This window comes from Cryobacterium tepidiphilum (genome assembly GCF_003716325.1).
Lineage (GTDB): Bacteria > Actinomycetota > Actinomycetes > Actinomycetales > Microbacteriaceae > Cryobacterium > Cryobacterium tepidiphilum.
In genome coordinates, this window is sequence record NZ_RDSR01000005.1 from 1 (window position 1) to 19,217 (window position 19,217).

General features: G+C 69.2%; 18 protein-coding genes. 11 read left to right on the forward strand and 7 right to left on the reverse strand.

What is annotated here, in order from left to right; translation table 11 throughout:
- Positions 1 to 141: 141 nt before the first annotated feature.
- Positions 142 to 3,987, reverse strand: coding sequence for an ATP-dependent RNA helicase HrpA (hrpA, locus tag EEJ31_RS04245; RefSeq protein WP_199727268.1), 3,846 nt, complete (start codon positions 3,985 to 3,987; stop codon positions 142 to 144).
- Positions 3,988 to 4,158: 171 nt separating this feature from the next.
- Between hrpA and EEJ31_RS04250 the strand changes: the two genes are divergently transcribed.
- A complete protein-coding gene (locus EEJ31_RS04250; RefSeq protein ID WP_123045061.1) occupies positions 4,159 to 4,911 on the forward strand; it encodes a helix-turn-helix transcriptional regulator in 753 nt (250 codons plus the stop codon).
- 12 nt (positions 4,912 to 4,923) lie between these two features.
- Here EEJ31_RS04250 and EEJ31_RS04255 read toward each other — a convergent pair whose 3' ends face one another.
- Positions 4,924 to 5,415 (reverse strand): group III truncated hemoglobin, encoded by a 492-nt coding sequence (locus EEJ31_RS04255; RefSeq protein ID WP_199727269.1) that lies wholly within the window; start codon positions 5,413 to 5,415, stop codon positions 4,924 to 4,926.
- A gap of 26 nt (positions 5,416 to 5,441) precedes the next feature.
- On the opposite strand from EEJ31_RS04255, the gene EEJ31_RS04260 reads away from it, so the two are divergent.
- Positions 5,442 to 5,759, forward strand: a complete 318-nt coding sequence (locus EEJ31_RS04260) for a DUF2249 domain-containing protein (RefSeq protein ID WP_123045062.1) — start codon at positions 5,442 to 5,444, stop codon at positions 5,757 to 5,759.
- On the forward strand, positions 5,756 to 6,244 hold the full coding sequence (locus EEJ31_RS04265) for a hypothetical protein (RefSeq protein WP_199727270.1): 489 nt from the start codon (positions 5,756 to 5,758) through the stop codon (positions 6,242 to 6,244). Before EEJ31_RS04260 ends, EEJ31_RS04265 begins: the two co-directional genes overlap by 4 nt.
- A gap of 26 nt (positions 6,245 to 6,270) precedes the next feature.
- Here EEJ31_RS04265 and EEJ31_RS04270 read toward each other — a convergent pair whose 3' ends face one another.
- The gene (locus EEJ31_RS04270; protein WP_123045063.1) at positions 6,271 to 6,573 is read right to left on the reverse strand and encodes a putative quinol monooxygenase; all 303 of its coding nucleotides are present in this window, start codon (positions 6,571 to 6,573) and stop codon (positions 6,271 to 6,273) included.
- A gap of 95 nt (positions 6,574 to 6,668) precedes the next feature.
- On the opposite strand from EEJ31_RS04270, the gene EEJ31_RS04275 reads away from it, so the two are divergent.
- From EEJ31_RS04275 to EEJ31_RS04290, 4 genes are read left to right on the forward strand one after another with little or no spacing between them, the layout of a single operon-like run.
- On the forward strand, positions 6,669 to 7,298 hold the full coding sequence (locus EEJ31_RS04275) for a hypothetical protein (RefSeq protein WP_123045064.1): 630 nt from the start codon (positions 6,669 to 6,671) through the stop codon (positions 7,296 to 7,298).
- Between the two features lie 3 nt (positions 7,299 to 7,301).
- Entirely contained in the window at positions 7,302 to 7,598 is a 297-nt protein-coding gene (locus tag EEJ31_RS04280; RefSeq protein WP_123045065.1) for a winged helix-turn-helix domain-containing protein, read from the forward strand.
- On the forward strand, positions 7,595 to 8,494 hold the full coding sequence (locus tag EEJ31_RS04285; protein ID WP_123045066.1) for an ABC transporter ATP-binding protein: 900 nt from the start codon (positions 7,595 to 7,597) through the stop codon (positions 8,492 to 8,494). Before EEJ31_RS04280 ends, EEJ31_RS04285 begins: the two co-directional genes overlap by 4 nt.
- Positions 8,491 to 9,243 carry an ABC transporter permease gene (locus EEJ31_RS04290; RefSeq protein ID WP_123045067.1) on the forward strand — a complete coding sequence of 251 codons (753 nt, stop codon included), beginning with the start codon at positions 8,491 to 8,493 and terminating at the stop codon, positions 9,241 to 9,243. The genes EEJ31_RS04285 and EEJ31_RS04290 overlap by 4 nt, the downstream gene beginning before the upstream one ends.
- 64 nt (positions 9,244 to 9,307) lie before the next feature.
- Here EEJ31_RS04290 and EEJ31_RS04295 read toward each other — a convergent pair whose 3' ends face one another.
- Positions 9,308 to 10,759: an HNH endonuclease signature motif containing protein gene (locus EEJ31_RS04295; RefSeq protein WP_123045068.1), complete on the reverse strand. Its 1,452-nt coding sequence runs from the start codon at positions 10,757 to 10,759 to the stop codon at positions 9,308 to 9,310.
- A 184-nt stretch (positions 10,760 to 10,943) separates the two neighbouring features.
- On the opposite strand from EEJ31_RS04295, the gene EEJ31_RS04300 reads away from it, so the two are divergent.
- The gene (locus EEJ31_RS04300) at positions 10,944 to 11,777 is read left to right on the forward strand and encodes an aldo/keto reductase (RefSeq protein WP_123045069.1); all 834 of its coding nucleotides are present in this window, start codon (positions 10,944 to 10,946) and stop codon (positions 11,775 to 11,777) included.
- Between the two features lie 6 nt (positions 11,778 to 11,783).
- Positions 11,784 to 12,464 carry a nicotinamide riboside transporter PnuC gene (gene pnuC / locus EEJ31_RS04305; RefSeq protein ID WP_123045070.1) on the forward strand — a complete coding sequence of 227 codons (681 nt, stop codon included), beginning with the start codon at positions 11,784 to 11,786 and terminating at the stop codon, positions 12,462 to 12,464.
- A gap of 11 nt (positions 12,465 to 12,475) precedes the next feature.
- Here the strand turns inward: pnuC and EEJ31_RS04310 are convergent, their stop codons facing one another.
- On the reverse strand, positions 12,476 to 13,537 hold the full coding sequence (locus EEJ31_RS04310) for a hypothetical protein (RefSeq protein WP_148040124.1): 1,062 nt from the start codon (positions 13,535 to 13,537) through the stop codon (positions 12,476 to 12,478).
- 73 nt (positions 13,538 to 13,610) lie between these two features.
- Here EEJ31_RS04310 and EEJ31_RS04315 point away from each other — a divergent pair, with 73 nt between their 5' ends.
- Entirely contained in the window at positions 13,611 to 15,491 is a 1,881-nt protein-coding gene (locus EEJ31_RS04315; protein ID WP_123045072.1) for a thioredoxin domain-containing protein, read from the forward strand.
- A gap of 279 nt (positions 15,492 to 15,770) precedes the next feature.
- Positions 15,771 to 17,408 carry a stealth family protein gene (locus EEJ31_RS04320; protein ID WP_123045176.1) on the forward strand — a complete coding sequence of 546 codons (1,638 nt, stop codon included), beginning with the start codon at positions 15,771 to 15,773 and terminating at the stop codon, positions 17,406 to 17,408.
- 112 nt (positions 17,409 to 17,520) lie between these two features.
- On the opposite strand, the gene EEJ31_RS04325 is transcribed toward EEJ31_RS04320, so the two are convergent.
- Both EEJ31_RS04325 and EEJ31_RS04330 read right to left on the reverse strand, forming a co-directional pair.
- Positions 17,521 to 18,453 carry a phosphodiesterase gene (locus tag EEJ31_RS04325; RefSeq protein WP_123045073.1) on the reverse strand — a complete coding sequence of 311 codons (933 nt, stop codon included), beginning with the start codon at positions 18,451 to 18,453 and terminating at the stop codon, positions 17,521 to 17,523.
- 140 nt (positions 18,454 to 18,593) lie between these two features.
- Entirely contained in the window at positions 18,594 to 19,046 is a 453-nt protein-coding gene (locus tag EEJ31_RS04330) for an Hsp20/alpha crystallin family protein (RefSeq protein WP_123045074.1), read from the reverse strand.
- Positions 19,047 to 19,217: the final 171 nt, after the last annotated feature.

Genomic DNA, 19,217 nt, shown 5'->3' on the forward strand with positions numbered 1-19,217 from the left:
AGGGACTCGACATCCAGAAGCTGACGCTGACCATCATCACGACCCTGCATGAAACAAGTCTTAACCCAACCAACCGACCACCCCAGAGGCGCGCCTTAAACCGCCGAATTGTTCAGCAGCCTCCTAGGGAGAGTTGGCCCCTCACGTGGTGAGCACCTTCTGGATGCGCTGCAGCGAGACACTCTCCGCGGCGCGCAACTCCTGCGCGAACAGGCTGATGCGCAGTTCCTCGATCATCCAGCGCGCCCGCGTCAGGTTGGGGGCAGCGGATGCCGGCAGCGGCAGCGTGCCGCCGGCGTCGGTGAAGCGCGCGAGCGCGGCCTGTGCCTCGTTCATCCACACCCGGTCCCGGCCGGGGTTCCCCTCCAGCTTGCCCACCCGGGCGGTGATGCCGGCGAGGTAGCGCGGCAGGTGCCGCAGCTGGGCGAGGCCGGTGGCGCTGACGAACCCGGGGTAGACCAGCGCGTCCAGCTGGGCACGGGCATCCGTCAACGCGGGAAGCAGGGCCATGCTCGTCGCGCCCTTGAGCGACTTGTCGGCGGCGCGCGCGGCGGTGAGGATGCGGGCGACGAGCCCGACGGTCTCGAACATGGCGTCCATGACGACGCCCGACACCCGGTCGCGGATGCTCTCGAACTCGGCGCGCATGAACACCTGCCCGCCCGGCTTCACCCGCTGCAGCACGTCGTCGACACATGCGGCGAGGCAGTCGTCGAAGAGGGCCTGCGTTGAGCGGTAGGGGCTGGTGGCGAGGCTCAGCTTCTCGGCGCCGGTGAGGTGCTGCTGCACGTAGGCGACCGGCGATGGCGTGGCCAGGAGCAGCAGCCGGCGAACACCGGCCGGGAGGGTGCGCGCCTGCTCCGCCTCGGTGCTCATCAGCCGGATGGCGACAGAATCGCCCTCGTCGATGAGGGTCGGGTAGGCGCGGATGACGTTCTTCGCCTGCCCGGCGCCGGCCTGTTCGGTGTCGATGAAGCGGGGGAGCTCGCCGAAGTCCCAGGTGGTGAGGCCGGTGCGCTCGATCGCGTGCGGGGCGCTGGCAACGGATGCCGCCGCCACGCTTTCGCGCGCCAGGCTGCCGAGTCGCCGCTGCAGGTCGCGGAGGTCCTTGCCGTCAGCGACGGAGCGGCCACGCTCGTCGACCACGCGGAACGACATGCGCAGGTGGGCGGGAATGCGGGCGAGGTCGAAGTCGGCGGAGGTCACGCGCACGTGCGTGAGCCGCTGGATGAGCGTGGCGATCGTATCGGTGAACGGCACGTCGAGGTCGGGCTCGGGCGGGAGCTCGGCGAGCAACCGGGCCGCCCAGTCGGCCGCCGGCACGACGTTGCGGCGGATGGCCTTCGGCAGGGACTTGATCAGGGCGGTGACGAGGTCGGCGCGGAACCCGGGCACCTGCCAGTCGAACCCGGTGGGGGAGAGCCGGGCCAGGAGTGGGAGTGGCACCTGCACGGTGACGCCGTCGTCCTCGGAACCCGGTTCGAAGCGGTAGCTGAGCGCGAACTGCTGGTCCGCTTGCCGCCACACGGGCGGAAAGAGCGTCTCGTCGACATCGGGCGCATCCTCGGGGAGGAGCGTCTCGGCCGTCATCGTGAGCAGGTCGGGCGTCTCCTGGCGCGCCGTGCGCCACCAGGTCTCGAACGACCGGGTGGAGGAGACGTCGGCGGGAATGCGCCGGTGGTAGAACTCGAACACCGCCTCGTCGTCGAAGAGGATGTCGCGGCGCCGGGTGCGCTCCTCGAGCTGTGCGAGCTCCTCACGAAGGGCGCGGTTGGCCGTGTCGAACGCGCTCAGCCGCCGGTCGAGGCGCTCGATGTCCCACTCGCCCTGCACGAGGGCGTGACGGATGAACAGGTCGCGTGCGTATTCGGGGTCGACGCGGGAGAACTGGATCCGTCGGCGGGGAATGATCGGCACGCCGTAGAGGGTCACGCGCTCATAGGCGACGACGGAGCCCTGCTTCTTCTCCCAGTGCGGCTCGGAGTAGCTGCGCTTGCAGAGGGAGCCGGCCAGCGGTTCGGCCCAGGCGGGGTCGATCGCGGCGTTCATGCGGGCGAACAGCCGGCTCGTCTCGACGAGCTCGGCGCTCATGACCGCGTTGGGCTGCTTCTTCGCCAGCGCGGAACCGGGGAACAGGACGAAGCGCTGTTGCCGGGCTCCGATGTAATCGCGCTTGGCGGTGTCTTTCAGGCCGAGGTGGGAGAGCAGGCCGGCGAGCAGTGACCGGTGGATGCCGTCGGGGTTGACCGCCGGTTCACCCAGGTGCAGGCCGAGCGGCTTGGCGAGCTGGCGGAGCTGCCGGTAGACGTCCTGCCATTCGCGCACGCGCAGGTAGTTGAGGAACTCGTTCTTGCACAGCCTGCGGAAGGCGCTGGAGCCGAGCTCCTTCTGCTTCTCCTCAAGGTAGTTCCAGAGGTTCAACAGGGTGAGGAAGTCGCTCGTGGGGTCGACGAACCGGGCGTGGCGTTCGTCGGCCTGCTGCCGGCGCTCCAACGGGCGCTCCCGCGGGTCCTGGATGGTGAGGCCGGCGACGATGGCGAGCACCTCGCGGCTGGTGCCCTGCGCCTTCGACTCGACGACCATGCGTCCGAAGCGCGGGTCGATGGGGAGCTTGGCGAGCTGGTGACCCACCCGGGTGAGGCGGCTGACCGCCGTGGACTTCGCATCCCGGTTCTCGATCGCGCCGAGCTCGGCGAGGAGGTCGAGGCCGTCTTTGATGCCGCGGGAGTCGGGCGGGGTGAGGAACGGAAAGGCGGCGATGTCGCCGAGGCCGAGGGAGATCATCTGCAGGATGACGGCTGCGAGGTTGGTGCGGAGGACCTCCGGCTCGGTGTACTCCGGGCGGCGGTTGAAGTCCTCCTCGGAGTACAGGCGGATCGCGATGCCGTTGCTGGTGCGGCCGCTGCGGCCCGAGCGCTGGTTGGCGGAGGCCTGTGAGATCGCCTCGATCGGCAGCCGCTGCACCTTGGAGCGCGCGCTGTAGCGGCTGATGCGGGCGGTGCCGGCGTCGATCACGTACTTGATGCCGGGCACGGTGAGGCTGGTCTCGGCGACGTTCGTGGCCAGCACGATGCGGCGGCGCACGCCGGCGATCGTCGACGGCTGGAAAACCTTGTGCTGGTCGGCGGCGGAGAGGCGGCCGTAGAGCGGGAGCACCTCTGTTGGGGCGGTGCGGCCGGCGGAGGCGAACTTGCCGTTCAGTGCGTCGGCGGCGTCACGGATCTCATTCTCACCGGAGAGGAACACGAGCACGTCGCCGGTGGATTCGCGTTCCAGCTCGTCGAGGGCGGCGCTGATGCCCTCGATGTAGTCGCGGTCGACGGATGCCGTGGCCGGGCCACCGGCATCCGTTTCGTCGCTGTCGTCGTCGGTCTCGGCCTCGGCGACGAGCGGCCGATAGCGGATCTCGACCGGGTAGGTGCGGCCGGACACCTCGATGATGGGCGCAGGGGTGCCGTCGGGTTTCGCGAAGTGCGCGGCGAAGCTCTGCGGGTCGATGGTCGCAGAGGTGATGATGACCTTGAGGTCGGGGCGCTGGGGGAGGAGCTGACGGAGGTAGCCGAGCAGGAAGTCGATGTTGAGGGTGCGCTCGTGGGCCTCGTCGATGATGATGGTGTCGTATTTGCGCAGCAGCTTGTCGCGGTGCATCTCGTTGAGCAGGATGCCGTCGGTCATCAGCTTGATGCGGGTGTCGGCGCCGACCTTATCGGTGAAGCGCACCTGGTAGCCGACGAGCTGGCCGACTTCCTGGCCGAGCTCGTCGGCGATGCGCTCGGCGATAGTGCGGGCGGCGAGGCGGCGCGGTTGGGTGTGGCCGATGCTCTCGCGGCCGAGCTCGAGGCAGATCTTGGGCAGCTGCGTGGTCTTGCCCGAGCCCGTGGCCCCGGCGACGATGACGACCTGGTTGTCGCGGATCGCCTCGGCGATGTCAGCGCGCTTCTGGCTGACCGGAAGCTCCGGGGGGAAGGTGATCTGCGCGGGAATCATGAGCCCTCCATCCTATTGCGCCTCGCCCTGCTCCCGGCCGCGTGCTGCGCCGACTGCTGCGCCCGGAGGATGGTGCCGCGTTTTCGTTGTCGCTGACCGGCGCTGCCCCGATGATCGTGAAGTCAAAAGTGGGAGCGACAGCGATTAAGCGGAGAATGTTACGCTCAAAGGATGGATCGAGAGCTACCGGGGGCGCAGCGCACTGAGCTGACGCCGGGAGCGCGGCGCATCGAACCGGCCGCGAACCTGGCGACGCCGGTGGCGGGCATGCGCGGGCGTGTGCTCGATACGGTGCTGCAATCCGTCGGCCCGATCGACGCCGCGGGAGTGGCTGCGCAGCTGGGCCTGCATGTCACAACTGTGCGGTTCCACCTGGATCAGCTCGAGCGCGCGGTGCTGATCCGGCGGTCGGTGGAGCGCGTCGGATCTCGCGGACGCCCGCGCGTGGTGTTCGCGCCAGCGCCGTCCGCTCGCGTGGAGGGTGCCCAGCGCGACTTGACCGACGCGCTCGTCAGCGCCCTAAGCGACGACGCTGACGGCGGCCGGGGCAGGGCCATCCGGGCGGGTGAGGCGTGGTCGGAGCAGTTCGAGCCGACATTGACCGAGGCAGCGGCGGAAGGCGGCGCCGCGGCATCCCTTGTGGCGCTTCTCGACACGCTCGGCTTCGACCCGCAACTCTCGACCGTCGAGGAGGCAGCGGTCGAGGATCGAGCGGCGAGCCTGGAGGCGACCCGCTCGATCGAACTGCACGCATGCCCGTTCCGGGACGCGGCCCGGCGCAAACCCGGCGTCGTATGCTCGGTGCACCTCGGGCTCCTGCGCGGGGCGTCCCGCGCGCTCGGCCACGACCCGGACGACACCGGACTCCGCCCGTTCGTCGAGCCCGAGCTGTGTGTCGTCGACGTGAACGGCGACTGGCGCTAGCTGCCGGCCCGGCTACGCGGGCGCATCCGCAGCCCGCACCGGCCCGGTCCCCATGGCAGCGTAGGCCGACCGCGAGTGGATCGAACCGAATTCGCTGCCCGACTGGCCCTGCAGCCGGCGATGGATCGACCCGGCGATGCGTCGCGCCTGCAGCTTCGCGAGCTCCGCCTTCTCCCCGGCGAAGTGTTCGTCGACGTTCCGAACCCAGATCGACAGCCAGCGGTCGAAGTGCTCGCCGGTCAGCAGCACCTTCTTGTTCAGGTTGAGATGCAGCGCCAGGGTGTTCCTGCGGTACAGTCCAGCGCGGAACAGCACGGTCTCCCAGAAGTCGCACATGATCGGCATGTGGTGGTCGAGGTCCATGTGCGCGATCTCGGTGAAGATCGGCCCCAGGAGCTCGTCCGCGAATGCGCGCCGGTAGAACTCCTTCACCAGGCCGTAGACGTCGTCGCGGTTCTGCAGGTCGGGGAGCGTCGCATCCATGCCCTCAACGATATCCAACATAAAACGGATGATGTTACGTTTAATCCATGAAGCAGCCCATTGAGTTGACGGATGCCTCGGCGCGCCCCGGACATAGCTGCGAGTGCGGCATCCTCGACGAGCCCGACTATCCCGCCTTCGACGTGCGCCCAGTGCCGCACGCTATCCGGCACGCGACCGTCTTCGGCGCCCTCGAGTCAATCGCCGTCGGCGGCGGACTCATCCTGGTGGCGCCGCACGACCCGCTGCCGCTCCTCGCCCAGATTGAGGACCGTATGCCGGGCCGCTTCGCCGTGAGCTACCTCGAGCGCGTCCCGGAGGCCTGGCGCCTGCTCTTCGTGCGCCCGCTTCCCGTGCGGCAGTGAGCGCCGAGGTGGTGCCGGCCCCGGCGCCGGTCGGCGACCGACCCCGGCCGGGCGCCTGCTCGATCTTCGGCACGGCATCCATCATTGTCGGCGGCCTCGTCGCAGCGGTGACCTCGCCGCTGCAGCTGGCCCACGGGTCGTGGGCGGCCGCCTACCTCGTGCTGGTGAACGGCGTGGCGCAGATCGCGCTCGGGGCGTCGCAGGCGGCACTCGCCGCAAAGCCCTCGCGGGCCGCCGTCGTCGGCGAACTCGTGGCGTGGAACGCCGGGAGCGCAGCTGTCATCGGCGGAACGCTGATGCGCCTCCCGCTCATCGTCGACGCGGGCGGGCTCCTGCTGGTCATCGCCCTCGCCATGATGATCGCCACCGTGCACGGCAAGGCCGCCGGCCCGGGGTGGGCGCTCTGGACGTACCGGCTGCTGCTGGTCATCGTGCTGGTGAGCATTCCGATCGGGCTCGTGCTGGCCCACCTGCGCGCGGCATAGCGAAAGCCTTGCGCGCACGGGCAGCCTCAATCGCGGAGCGGCGAGCCGACCACGTCGAAATAGTGGCTCGTCATCTGCCCGGAGAGCAGTGGCATGGCCTCGGCTATGCCGGCTCGCACCGATTCGAGGTCGAGAGACGCCCGGTGCGCCTCCTCGGTTTCCCACAACTCGGCGACGAACACCGTGTCGGCTTCGTCGTCACGGATGCCGACCTCATACAAGAGGCAGCCGGCCTGCGCGAGCTCGTCGCCTCGTCTCGTGAGAAGAGCGACCAGCTCGTCCCGTCGACCGGGTTTCGTCCCGAGGGTCCCCAAGCGAGCATGTGTCATCCGTCGATTCTCGATCATCACCGGCGGTGAGGCCAAACCTGCGGGAGGGCAACCATCTGTTGCGGCCGCAGAGTAGTTTGTGTTACAAAGTTCCCATGGAAGAACACGAGGACCTGAGCCCGCAGCGGATGCTCCAGCTCCTGGGCGAGCAGCAGCGACATGTCGAGCGCGCCCAGCTCGCCCCGGTCCCATGGCTCTACGGCACGTGGGGTGTCGCCTGGCTTGTGGGCTTCCTCGCCCTGTGGTCGACGAGCCCGGCTGGGAACCCCTGGTTCACGGTGCCCGGCCCCCTCGCTGCGGGCGTGTTCGGGGCACTTATCACCTCGTCCGTGGTCGCCTCGGCGATCATCGGATCACGGATCAACCGCGGTGTGCGAGGAACCTCAACGTTCGGCGGCGTCGTCTACGGCCTCTCCTGGCCGCTCTGCGGAACGGCGTTCGCCCTCGTCGGCACCGGGCTGATCGCCAACGGCATGTCCAGCGAGCTCGCCAGCATCTACTTCCCGTCCGCATACGCGCTGATGTGCGGGGCCCTCTACCTCGGCGGGGCGGCGCTCTGGCGCGACGGCGGACAGCTTGCCGTGGCGATCGCGCTCCTGGCCGTCGGGGCTATTGCGCCGTACTTCGGCGCTCCGGGCAACAACCTCTTCATGGCACTGGCCGCCGGCGGAACCTTCCTTGCCGCCGCTGTCGTGGTCGCGAAGAACCCCACGCGGGGCCGGTGACGCGTGGACGAACTCGACCCCGTCATCCACGCCGCCGCGCGGCTGAAGATCACGGCAAGCCTTGCCACGCTCGCTGCCGGCGACCGCATCGCCTTCGCCCGGCTGCAGGAACTGCTCGGCATGACCGCCGGCAACCTCTCCACACATCTGCGGAAACTCGAGGATGCCGGTTACGTCGAGGCCGTGAAGACCCACCAGGGACGCACTCCGGTGACCTGGCTTGCGCTGACCCGCACGGGGCGGCGCGCATTCGAAGACTATATGGAGGCCCTGCGGGGCCTGTTGGGAGAATCCGTATGACCACCCTCGCCCGGCTGCAGAACGTCTCGCGACGATTCGGCGACGTTCTGGCCGTCGATGACGTCAGCCTCGACATCGACTCCGGCACGATTCTGGGGCTCCTCGGCCCGAACGGCGCCGGCAAGACGACCCTGATCTCCCTGCTCGAGGGGCTCCGGCGCCCGAGCAGCGGCACCGTCGAGCTGTTCGGCGGTTCGCCCCGCGACCACCGCACACGCCAGGCCCTCGGCAGCACCCCGCAGGAGACCGCTCTGCCGGCCACTCTCAGGGTCGGGGAGGTCATCGACTTCGTCGGCCGGCATTTCGACGCGCCCATGACAACGGATGCCGTCGCCGGCGAGTTCGGGCTGGGCGACGTGTTGAAACGGCAGACCGGCTCCCTTTCCGGTGGCCAGAAGCGCCGGTTGAGCGTGGCGCTGGCCTTCGTCGGCCGGCCGAAGCTGGTGCTGCTCGACGAGCCCACCACGGGCCTCGACGTCGATGCGCGCCGCACACTCTGGGACGCGCTGCGCTGCCAGCACGAGAACGGCGCGACCGTGGTCGTCACGAGCCACTACCTCGAGGAGATCGAGGCGCTCGCCCAACGCGTCGTCGTCATGGGGCACGGGCGCGTGATCGCCGATGACACGCTGCCGGCCGTGCTCGACCGCGTCGCGCTCCGTCAGGTGCGGCTGTCCACCCCCGAGCCCGGCCGCATCGCGGCCCTGCCCGGAGTGGCGAGCCAGGAAGCGTCCGACGACGGAACGACCACCTTCTACGTGCAGGACTCCGATGCCCTGATCGTCGACCTCGTGCGCGCCGGCATCCGCTTCGCCGGTCTGACCGTGCGCGGGGCCACCCTCGAGGAGGCCTTCCTCACCCTCACCGCCCACGACGAGTTGGAGGTTGTCCGATGAGCACCGCCGGCCTCACCCTGCTGCACGCCAAGTACAACCTGCTCGAGACCTCCCGCGTGCCGGTTGCACTGATCGGTTCGCTCGTGTTCCCGTCGCTCGCGCTGCTGTTCTTCGTGGTGCCGCAGCGCACGGTCGCCGACAACGCGCTGTTCGCGACCCAGGCGGTGATCTCGCTCAGCGTGTTCGCCGTGATGTCGAACTCCCTGTTCAGCTTTGGGCTGACCATCTCCGAGAACCGGGAGAAGCCGTGGGACCCGTACCTCCGCACCCTGCCCGCTCCCGGAACGGCCCGCGTGCTGGCGCAGGTGCTCTCCACCGGCACCATGGGGGTCGCCGCGATCATTCCTGTGGCCGTGATCGGCGGCCTGTTCACCGCGGCGGAGGCGTCGCCGTTCCGCATTGTGGCCGGGTTCGTCGCGCTCGCCGTCTCGTCGCTGCCGTTCATGTTCATCGGCATCGGCATCGGATACGCGCTGTCATCGAAGGCGGCGATCGCGGTCGTGCAGATCGTCATGTTCGCCCTCGCCTTCACCGGCGGCCTGTTCCTGCCGCCGATGCTGTTCGCGGACTGGCTGGACACGCTGTCGAGATTCCTTCCGTCGCGTGAGGCGCGCGAACTGGTGATCTGGGCGGTGCAGGGCGGCACGCTGGAACCGTGGACCTGGATCGGCATCCTGGCCTGGATCGCGGCAACGTTCGCCCTGGCGCTCGTGCTGTTCCGTCGCGATGAGGGCCGCCGGTATCGATGACAGCGGATGCCGCGCAGCGGCCGCACTCACACGCCACACCCTCGACCGCGGTCGAACCCCTGAGCTACTTGCCGTGGGTCTGTTCGAGTTGGTCGGTGAGTCGGGTGGGTGATTTGGTGGCGGGTCGCCATCGTCCGGTTCTGTCGATCCAGGGTGGTGCTTTGATCTGTGGTGACCCGTCGATCATGCGGATTTCCCACCCGGATGTTTCGATGGTGCGGTGGTGGAACCAGCACAAACACACGCCTTTGCTCGTGTGGGTGGGTCCGCCGTCCCGGTCGGGCCAGACGTGGTGGATTTCGGTCCACGCGGCGGGGATGTCACAGCCGGGGATGATGCAGCCGCCGTCGCGGAGCATGATCGCGCGGCGCTGGGCCCGGTTGAAGGTGCGTTCCTTGGTGCCGAGTTCGACGATCTTGCCGTTTTTCTTGAGGACGACTTTTTGGAGTCCGCCGGCGCAGATCATCTGCCGCACCGCGTCCATCGAGATGGGTGTCTCCACCCCGTCGATGTGCCCGACACCGGTGCCCTGTTCGAGGTCTTCCTGGCGGACGCTGACCAACACGGTCGGGGCGTCTCCGGCGATGGTGGGGGTGTCGGCGGCTTTCGCGGCGGTGGCGACGATGACGGCGAAGATGTCGTGCCGCTTCTGGTCGGGCGTGCGCGTGTCGCTGGGGTCGTGGGTCTCACCGCGGGCGGCGAGTTCTTCGTCGATGAACGCGACCGGCGCAGTGCGCGGGCTCATATACGCGTCGATGACGCGTTTGGCGGCAGCGGCGGTCTCAGGCATCAGCATCCCCGTCACCGGGATGAGCCCGCCTTGTTCGCGTCCGAAGCGCAGGCCCCGGTTCTGCATGGCCTGTACTTCGCGGGGCTCTGCGCCGTCGGGGTTGAGGTGCGCTAGCCAGAGGCCCGCCTGGACGCGGGAGAGGTCCGCGGACACCGGCACCCCGCTGTCTTCCCCGCTGGTGCCGGTCGCGGCGGCGACGAGGGCCGCCTCGGCCAGGCCGAGCTGGTCGGGGTGCACGCGCGGCAGTGCCGGGGTCAGCACGGTGATGATCGCATCCGCCCCATCCAACCCCAGCGCCCCCGCCGCGACCGCCGCGGCGATGACGGGGAACGCGGCCGGGATCGGTTCCCCGGTCAGCGTCATCCCGCGCCGGAAGTTCTTGCCGAGCCGGAGCCTTCGCCGCACCGTCGCCCCGGAGACCAGCGTCACCCGCTCGAGGAGTTCGACCTCGTTGCGGCAGCCCTTCCTCGTGGAGAGCTTCTTCTCCAGAAGCTCCGGACGGGACCGGTGGCTGATATCCGACGCGGCCGCGACCCGCAACGCGTCGGCGTAACGGCCGAGCGTCTCCGCCGCTGCCGCCCACCGCAACGCCCGCTCGTCATCCAACTTGCCGGGTGTCCCCACCGGAACCGTCTCCAGCAGCGTCGCGGTCGTGGCCTCCAACACCCGGATCGGATCAACCTCATCGGGCTGATCGACGTCGGGATTCGAGGCCAGGAGCGTCATCGCACCCGGAACCTGTCCGAGAACAAACCTACGTTGGTGAACATGCCTCAAGTGTAGCAAGGATAGGAGAAGAATGCGAGAGAATCTCGAGGAATTCTGAGCTTATTTTCTGCACGCGCCAGTATTCGACGCACCTCAGACAACGAGGCGACCGTCGGCATCCGCTGCGGAATAGGGTGGAGGAATGACTGATACCGTGCCCCGCCTCGCGCTCAACGACGGCCACACCATCCCGCAGCTCGGTTTCGGCGTCTTCAAGGTCGACCCGGCCGAGACCACTCGCATCGTCACCGACGCGCTCAAGGTGGGCTACCGGCACATCGACACGGCCGCGATCTATGGCAACGAGAAGGGCGTCGGCGACGCCATTGCCGACTCCGGCATCGCCCGCGACGAGCTGTTCATCACCACGAAGCTCTGGAACGACCGGCAGGGCACCCAGTCGGCCTTCGACGCCTTCGAGGAGAGCCTGGAGAAGCTCGGACTCGAGGAAGTCGACCTCTACCTCATCCACTGGCCGGCCGCGAAGAACGACCGCTACGTGGAGAGCTGGAAGGCGCTGGAGAAGATCCGCGAATCCGGCCGCGCTCGCTCCATCGGCGTGTCCAATTTCCTGGTGCCGCACCTCACCCGGCTGATGGAGGAGACCGACATCGTGCCGGCGGTGGACCAGATCGAGCTGCACCCGGCCCACCAGCAGCCGGAGACGACCGCCTTCGCGCACAAGAGCGGCATCCAGATCGAGGCGTGGGGACCGCTCGGGCAGGGGAAGTACCCACTGTTCGAGGAGCCCGCCGTCACCCGGGCGGCGCATGCGCACGCCAAGAGCCCGGCGCAGGTCGTCATCCGCTGGCACCTGCAGCGCGGCAACATCGTCTTCCCCAAGTCCAACAGCAAGCAGCGGATGGCGGAGAACTTCGACGTCTTCGACTTCGCGCTGACGGGCGCCGAGGAGCAGGCGATCACCGCGCTGGAGCGCGAGGGGCGCGTCGCGTCGCACCCCGACGACGTGAACTGACCGCGGATGAACCCCATCCAGTGGCTCTTCGACGCCCAGCTGCACATCGGCGACCAGGTGATCCTGTGGCGTGAGGTGATCGGCAACCTGTTCGGGCTGGCGAGCGCCCTGGGCGGTATGCGCCGCAAGGTATGGGCGTGGCCGGTCGGCATCCTCGGCAACGCCCTACTGTTCACGGTATTCCTCGGGGCGGTGTTCCACACGCCGAACCCGATCAACCTCTACGGCCAGGCCGGCCGGCAGCTGATGTTCATCGCGGTCTCCGTGTATGGCTGGTACCAGTGGCGTGCGGCCCGCAACTCGCAGGCGCACGTCGCCGTCGCCCCGCACTGGGCGACGAACCGGGTGCGGGTGTTCCTCGGGCTCGGTATGGTCGCCGGCACCTTGATCCTCACGCCCATATTCCGCGCGCTGGGCTCGTTCGAGCCGGTGTGGGCGGATGCGTGGATCTTCATGGGCTCCCTGCTCGCCACCTACGGCATGGCGAAGGGCTGGACGGAGTTCTGGCTCATCTGGGTCGCCGTCGACGTCGTCGGCGTGCCGCTGCTCGTGAGTGCCGGGTACTACGCATCCGCTGTGCTGTACCTCTTCTATGGCGTGTTCACGCTGACCGGCTTCGTCGTGTGGATGCGCGTGCAACGCCGGCGGCGCGGGCTCGTCGAGGCGGAGTTGAGGGGCACCGCCTGAGCCGCCGGTGACTACCGGACGGTCGTCGACGGCTCGAATCTGAATGAGCCGTCAGGGCCCCACGTCGCGTCGAAGTCGGTGGTTCCGCTCGAGGCGCCCGCGTTCGCGACCGGCACGCTGATCCACAGGCCGGACGAACGGATGTGGTCGTCGTCACTGCACCCGCTCACCCAGCCGGTCTGCCCGGCGTCTCGCACGATGAGGCAGTACTCGTCGGAGCGGTTCTGGGCGACATAGACCGCGTACTGCCCGGTCGATGCGAGGGTCCGGATCGACGACGGCACGATGTCCGGCCCGAGGTCCTGCGCTTCTGAAGCAGAACGCAGTGTGGCGGGTTCATCGAAAATCCAGAACGGGTCGGGTTCTGCCGCGTCGGGTGGCACCATGACCCAGCCGGATGCTGCGTCGAATCCCACGTCACGAGCGTCGCCAATCAGCGCGTCCACGGCCTCAGTGGTCGGGGTCGGGGACGGCGTCGACGAGGCAGACGCGATGAGTGCGGCATCCGGTGCCATGGGTCGTTGCCCCAGTGCCTGCACCGCCAGGATGCCGAGGACTCCGGCGGCAACGCCCGCTGTCAGCAGGAGGATGTCGCGTGCGCGTCGAGGTGGGAGGCCGCGGCCTTTGTAGCGGCCCGGGAGTTCCACCGTGCCCGCCGGCTCCGCTGCTTCGATGTCCGGTTCCGGAGGCGGTGCCGGCACGGGTGCATGGCCGGATCGGAAGTGCTCGAGGAGGTTCGCCATCGCATCCGCGTTCTGGGCCTGTCGGCGCAGGGCCGCCTGCAGCGCGCGCTCGGGGGCGGTGGAACGGACGGTCTCCCCGGTGGACGGGTCTGTCGTCTCAAGGACCGGCTCGGCTGCGGCAGCCCGGGAGTAGACGGCAGTCTTGAGGTGCCCGAGCTCACTCGCCGGATCGGGCTGGCCCTCGGGCGTAGGTGTCATCGGGTGCGCATGCCACCACAGCGCATCCCGCACGTCGAGCGTTCCCCGCCAGGCGCGACGCAACTCGGTGAGCAGGCCGGCATCCGTGCGGGACTTTGCGGCGAGACTCTCCGCGAGCTTCGAGGCGTCCACCTGCACCCCTTCCGTCTGGGCTGGCTCAACTCTAGCGATCCCGGGGCATGGCGCACCGGGGCACAATAGGGGCATGAACCGCCTCTCGGACGCCATCAGTCCCTACCTGCGCTCCCACGCCGACAATCCCGTCGAATGGTACGCGTGGGGACCGGAGGCGTTCGCCGAGGCCAAGGCCCGCGACGTGCCGGTGCTCGTCTCGATCGGGTACGCCACCTGCCACTGGTGCCATGTGATGGCCAGGGAGAGCTTCAGCGACCCGGGGCTCGCGGCATCGCTCAACGAGCGGTTCGTGAGCATCAAGGTCGACCGGGAGGAGCATCCCGACGTCGACGCCAGCTACCTGGCCGCCGCCAGCGCCTTCACCCAGAATCTGGGTTGGCCGCTCAACGTGTTCGTGACGCCGGAGGGCAAGGCGTTCTTCGCGGGCACCTATTCGCCGCCGCAGCCGATCCCCGGGCATCCGTCGTTCGGGCAGGTGCTCGACGCCGTCTCCGACGCGTGGGCCACCCGGCGGGACGCCGTGCTCGAGACCGCCGACCAGGTCGGGGCGGCTCTCGCCGCAGCGGTGTCGGCACGCGACGACGGGAACGGCCTGCCGGGCGAGGCAGCCTTCGCCGATGCCCGCGGCACTCTCGCCGGCTACGAGGACACAACCTACGGCGGCTTCGGCACCGCGCCGAAGTTCCCGGTTGCACCCGTGCTCGGCTTCCTGCTGGCCAGCGCCGACAGCCGTCCGCTCGCGCTGCGCACGCTCAAGCGCATGGGCGCATCGCCGCTTCGCGACCCGGTCGAGGGCGGCTTCTTCCGCTACGCCGTGCACCGCGACTGGAGCGAACCGCATTACGAGCGGATGCTCTACGACAACGCGCAACTGCTCGACCTGTACACGACAGCGTGGCAACTCACCGGTGACGGCTGGGCGCGCACGGTCGCCGAGGGCGTCGCCCGGTTCCTGGTCGAACGGATGCAGCTGGTCGGCGGCGGGTTCGCCAGCGCCCAGGACTCGGAGAGCACCGTGGACGGGCAGCGCACCGAAGGCGGCTACTACGCGCTCTCGGAGGAGGACCGGGCACTCGAGACGCCCCCCGCGCGGGACGAGAAGGTGCTGACCGGCTGGAACGGCCTGGCCATCGGCGCCCTCGCCCGGGCGGGCTTCGCCCTCGGCACTCCCGCGTTCATTGCGGCCGCCGGCACCGCCGCCGACGTCCTCCTCGAGCGCCACCGCCGCCCCGACGGCACCCTGCTGCGGGCCTCGGTCGGCGGGCGCACCTCAAGCGCCCCGGCGACTCTCGAGGATTACGGGATGTTCGCCGCCGGCCTCCTCGAGCTCTCGCTTTCCGCCGGGGAGCCCCGTTACGCGTCTGCCGCGCGCGAGCTGGTCGACAGCACGATGACACCCGGGCAGGACGCCGCGTTCACGGTTCCCGGCGGCGCCGACCCGGTACTCGCGGCGCAGGGCATCGCCCTCGGCGCCGACCCGTCCGAGGGTGCGTATCCGTCGGGCGTGACGGCCACAGCGGATGCCGCCCACCTGCTCTATCTCCTCACCGGCGACCGGCGCTACGTGGATGCGGCGTCCCGGGCGCTCGGACCCGTGGCGTCGCTCGCGCCCGAGCGGCCCATCGCGTTCGGCGGCGCCCTGCGGCTGATGGCGGCGCTCGCCTCACCGGTGCAGCAGCTCGTGGTGGTGTCGACCGCCATGCCCGCGGGTGATGCCGGCGCCTCCGCGACGGGGGCATCCGTTCTCGACCAGGCGCGCCGCGCTCAGGCCGGCATCGTCGCATCCGTCACCGACGAGCAGGCGGATGCGTTCGCCGCGGCCGGGTTCGGCCTGTTCGCCGAGCGACGCTCCCGCGAGGGCCGGCCCACCGCCTACCTCTGCCACGATTTCGTGTGCCGGCTTCCGCTCACCGACGCGGAGGAACTGGTCCGGGCGCTTCGCGAGTCGTGAGTCGTTGTCGCTCCGAAAGCGCGCACAACGACCACGAGTACGGTTTCGCCTGCTGAGTGCCCACGCCACGCGCGCCCGTAGACTACGGAATGAGCAGACAGGAGGACCATGGGCGGCAACGATCGAATCGATGCGCCGGAAGGCGTCCTCCGAACCCCGGAGGTCGCTGCCGGCGCTGAGCTGGATGCTCGCGCGCTCAGCCGTGAGCTGCACGGACCGGTGGTGGACGCGGCATCCGCTGTCAGTGCGGCGAGCAGCCTGACGACGAACACCGCGGCCATGCCGATCATCTCGCTCAGCCGCGAGCCCGAACCGGTGCTGGTGACCCCGGCGCGGACACGGCGGTTCGACCGCGACGACGTCGTCGTGCGCAAGGGCGAGATCTCGCTCATCAACGGCCATTTCACCCCCGCTGAGTCGATGGTCAAGGACCTCCTCGCCGTGCGCGACGCGTTGGAGCGCGCCGGCGTCGACTTCCTGCTCGTGCGCGGCGACGCCGGGCGCCCGGTGATCGCCGTGGAGGACACGAGGCGCGAGCAGCTCAGCCAGGTGCTCGCCGAATCGTTCGGGAACGAGCCGTTCTACCTGCGACCGGTGCGCATCAAGAAGTCCGGCGCGATCGGCAAGCCGGGTCTGCCCGCCCTGCTGGCCGACGGGGCACTTGCCGCGCACGACGACACGGTCTTCCGCATCTATCGCCCGCGCATCGAGCCGATCGGCCGGCTCCGCTACGGCGCCGACACGGCGTTCCAGCTCGAACTGTGGCGATTCGGCGACGACGAGATTGTCGCCCCGGTGCCGAACGCGCTCATGCGCCGGCGCCTGCCGCGCTCGGAGGCCCGCGAGACGACGGTCGAGCTGTACAACCGCAGCTGGCGCACCCTGCAGAACATGTTCGACGACCTCGCGAGCGACATCAGCTTCGACATCGACATGGTCTTCTCCTGGGTCGACGGCTCGTCGAAGGAGTACCAGGCCGAGCGCGCCGCGCGCATGGCCGGCTATGTGGTGGGGGAGGGCGACGACTCCGAGGCCCGCTACCGCCAGATCGATGAGCTCAAGTACGCGCTCCGCAGCGTCTACCTGTTCGCGCCCTGGGTGCGCCGCATCTTCATCGCAACGGATTCGCCGGCACCGTCGTGGCTCGTCGACCACCCGCGCGTCACCATCATGCGCAGCGAAGACTTCTTCGCCGACACCAGCACGCTGCCCACCCACAACTCACACGCGGTGGAGAGCCAGCTGCACCACATTCCGGGCCTGGCCGAGCACTTCCTCTACTCCAACGACGACATGTTCTTCGGTCGCCCGCTCGGACCGGAGCTGTTCTTCTCGCCCGGCGGCGTCACCAAGTTCATCGAGGCGTCCACCCGCATCGGTCTGGGCGAGAACGACCCGGCCCGCAGCGGATTCGAGAACGCGGCGCGGGTGAACCGGGCGCTGCTCCGGGAGCGGTTCGGCAAGGTGACCACGCGGCACCTGGAGCACACGGCTGCGCCCATGCGCAAGAGCATCCTGTTCGACATGGAGCGGGAGTTCCCCGAGGACTTCGCGCGGACCGCAGGCAGCCGCTTCCGGTCGTCGACCGACATCTCGGTGACGAACTCGTTGTACCACTACTACGCGCTCATGACCGGCCACGCGGTGGCGCAGACTCAGGCCCGGGTGCGCTACATCGAGACCACGCTGCGTGCGGCGCTGCGGCAGATGAAGCGGCTCGGCAAGCGCCGCGACCAGGACATGTTCTGCCTGAACGACGGCAGTTTTCCCGAGATCTCCGACGACGCGCGCACCGAAGCGGTGACGACGTTCCTGCAGCGGTACTTCCCGTTCCCCGCGCCGTGGGAGCGGGAGTACCAGGAGCAGAGGGCGGGGCGGGCCGAGGCATCCGTTTCGCCGGGTTCCAGCGCTCCCTGATCGGCGGAGCGCGGCCTGATCGGCCGGGCGCGTGCGCTGGAGCGGTAGCGCCGCGCCGAAACGCGGTCGTGCCGCCGGAATTCGCTCTGCGGCCGGCGCGCGGGGACCGCGATCAGCGGTGGGCGGGCACGGGCCGTGGCGGCTGGCGGTAGGCCGGCAGTGAGCCCGCGGGCGCGATCTCGGTGCCCGACGCGGCCAGCAGCCGGCTGGACTCGGCGGCGTCGACGTAGTCAAGCACGGGAATGTCGCCGAACGGCACCACGGAGTGCAGCACCGTGTCGGGGTAGAGGTGCACGAGGTTGAACGACCGGGCGCCGTCCTGCCCGCGCGTGCCGCCCACGGGCACAGTGAGGTCTTGCGTGTAGCAGGTGGCCGAGGCGACGGATACCGGGATGCCGGCGAACATGGCCGTCGATGAGTAGTGCAGGTGGCCGGCCAGCACGCTGCGCACATCCGTACCGCGGAGCACGGATGCGAGCGCGGCCTGGTCGCGCAGCTCCACGCTCGCGGCGAGGTCGAGCACGCTCGGCACCGGCGGGTGGTGCATGGCGAGGATCGTGCCGTCGGGTGCCGGCTGCGACAGCTCCGCGGCGAGCCACTCCAGCTGGGCCGGGGAGACCTCTCCGTGGTGGTGGCCCGGAACCGTGGTGTCCAGCGCGATCACGCGCAGCCCGTTGACGCTGACGACCCGGTCGATCGGGCCCGGCCGGGGCGTCTCGCCGAGGAGGCCCGCGCGGAACGCGCCGCGGTCGTCGTGGTTCCCCATCACCCACAGCACGCCCGCGCCCACCCGCTCGGCCGCCGGTTCGACGATTGTGCGCAGTCGCTCGTAGGCGCCCGGCTCGCCGCGGTCGGCGAGGTCGCCGGTGAAGACGATCAACTCGGGCCGCTGGCCCGAGGCCACGAGGTCGTCGAAGAGGCGCTCGAGGTGAGCCGCGCCGTCGACCGTTTCGTAGAGTCGTCCATTGCCCGCCCGAAGGTGGGTGTCGCTGACGTGGAGGAGGAAATGATCCGGCCTCGGGTACTCTGCCGTTCGGTTGTCCACGGAGCTCCCATCCTTGGCGTGCACAACGCGCCGGGCGACCGACGCACTCCCGATGCTACGCGCAGAGGTGACGGCTGCAAGCAAGGAAACGCCGGGCTCGCCGGGGTGGTTCCCGGCGGGCCCGGCCCGTTTCGGTTCTGCTACTTCGTGATCCGTTGTTCGTGCTCGTTGACTGTGATGGTGTCGTGCTGCTCCGTGCCGCCCGTGGTGACCTGCACCTTGCGCGGCTTGGCCTTCTCGCTCACCGGGATCGTGACACTCAGCACGCCGTTGTCGTAGCTGGCGCTGATCGCCTCGATGTCGATGCCCTGGCCCAGGTTCAGCTGGCGGAGGAAGGAACCCGACTGCCGCTCCCGGGTGAGCCACTTCACCCCGTCGTGGTTGGCGAGGGTGCGTTCGGCACGGATGGTGAGCAGCTGGCCGTCGACATCCACGTCAACCGAACCGGGGTCGATGCCCGGCATGTCGGCACTCAGGATGTAGACGTCGCCGTCACGGTAGAGGTCCATCGGCATGAGCCGCGGACCGCGGGTGTCGAGCAGCGCTCCGGCGACCCGGTCGAGGTCGCGGAATGGGTCGAAGTTCATGGCCATTGTCAACTCCCTTTCAGTGGGCCGGAAATCCGGCTTTCGTGGTTTTTGGTTTTGTAAGTTGAGTCGTCATCGCTCAACTGCGATTAATTTAGCACTCACTGCTCGAGAGTGCCAAGCATCTTCGCGAGGATTTTTGCCGCGCCCGACGGGCGCGACATCCGCTGCTTATGC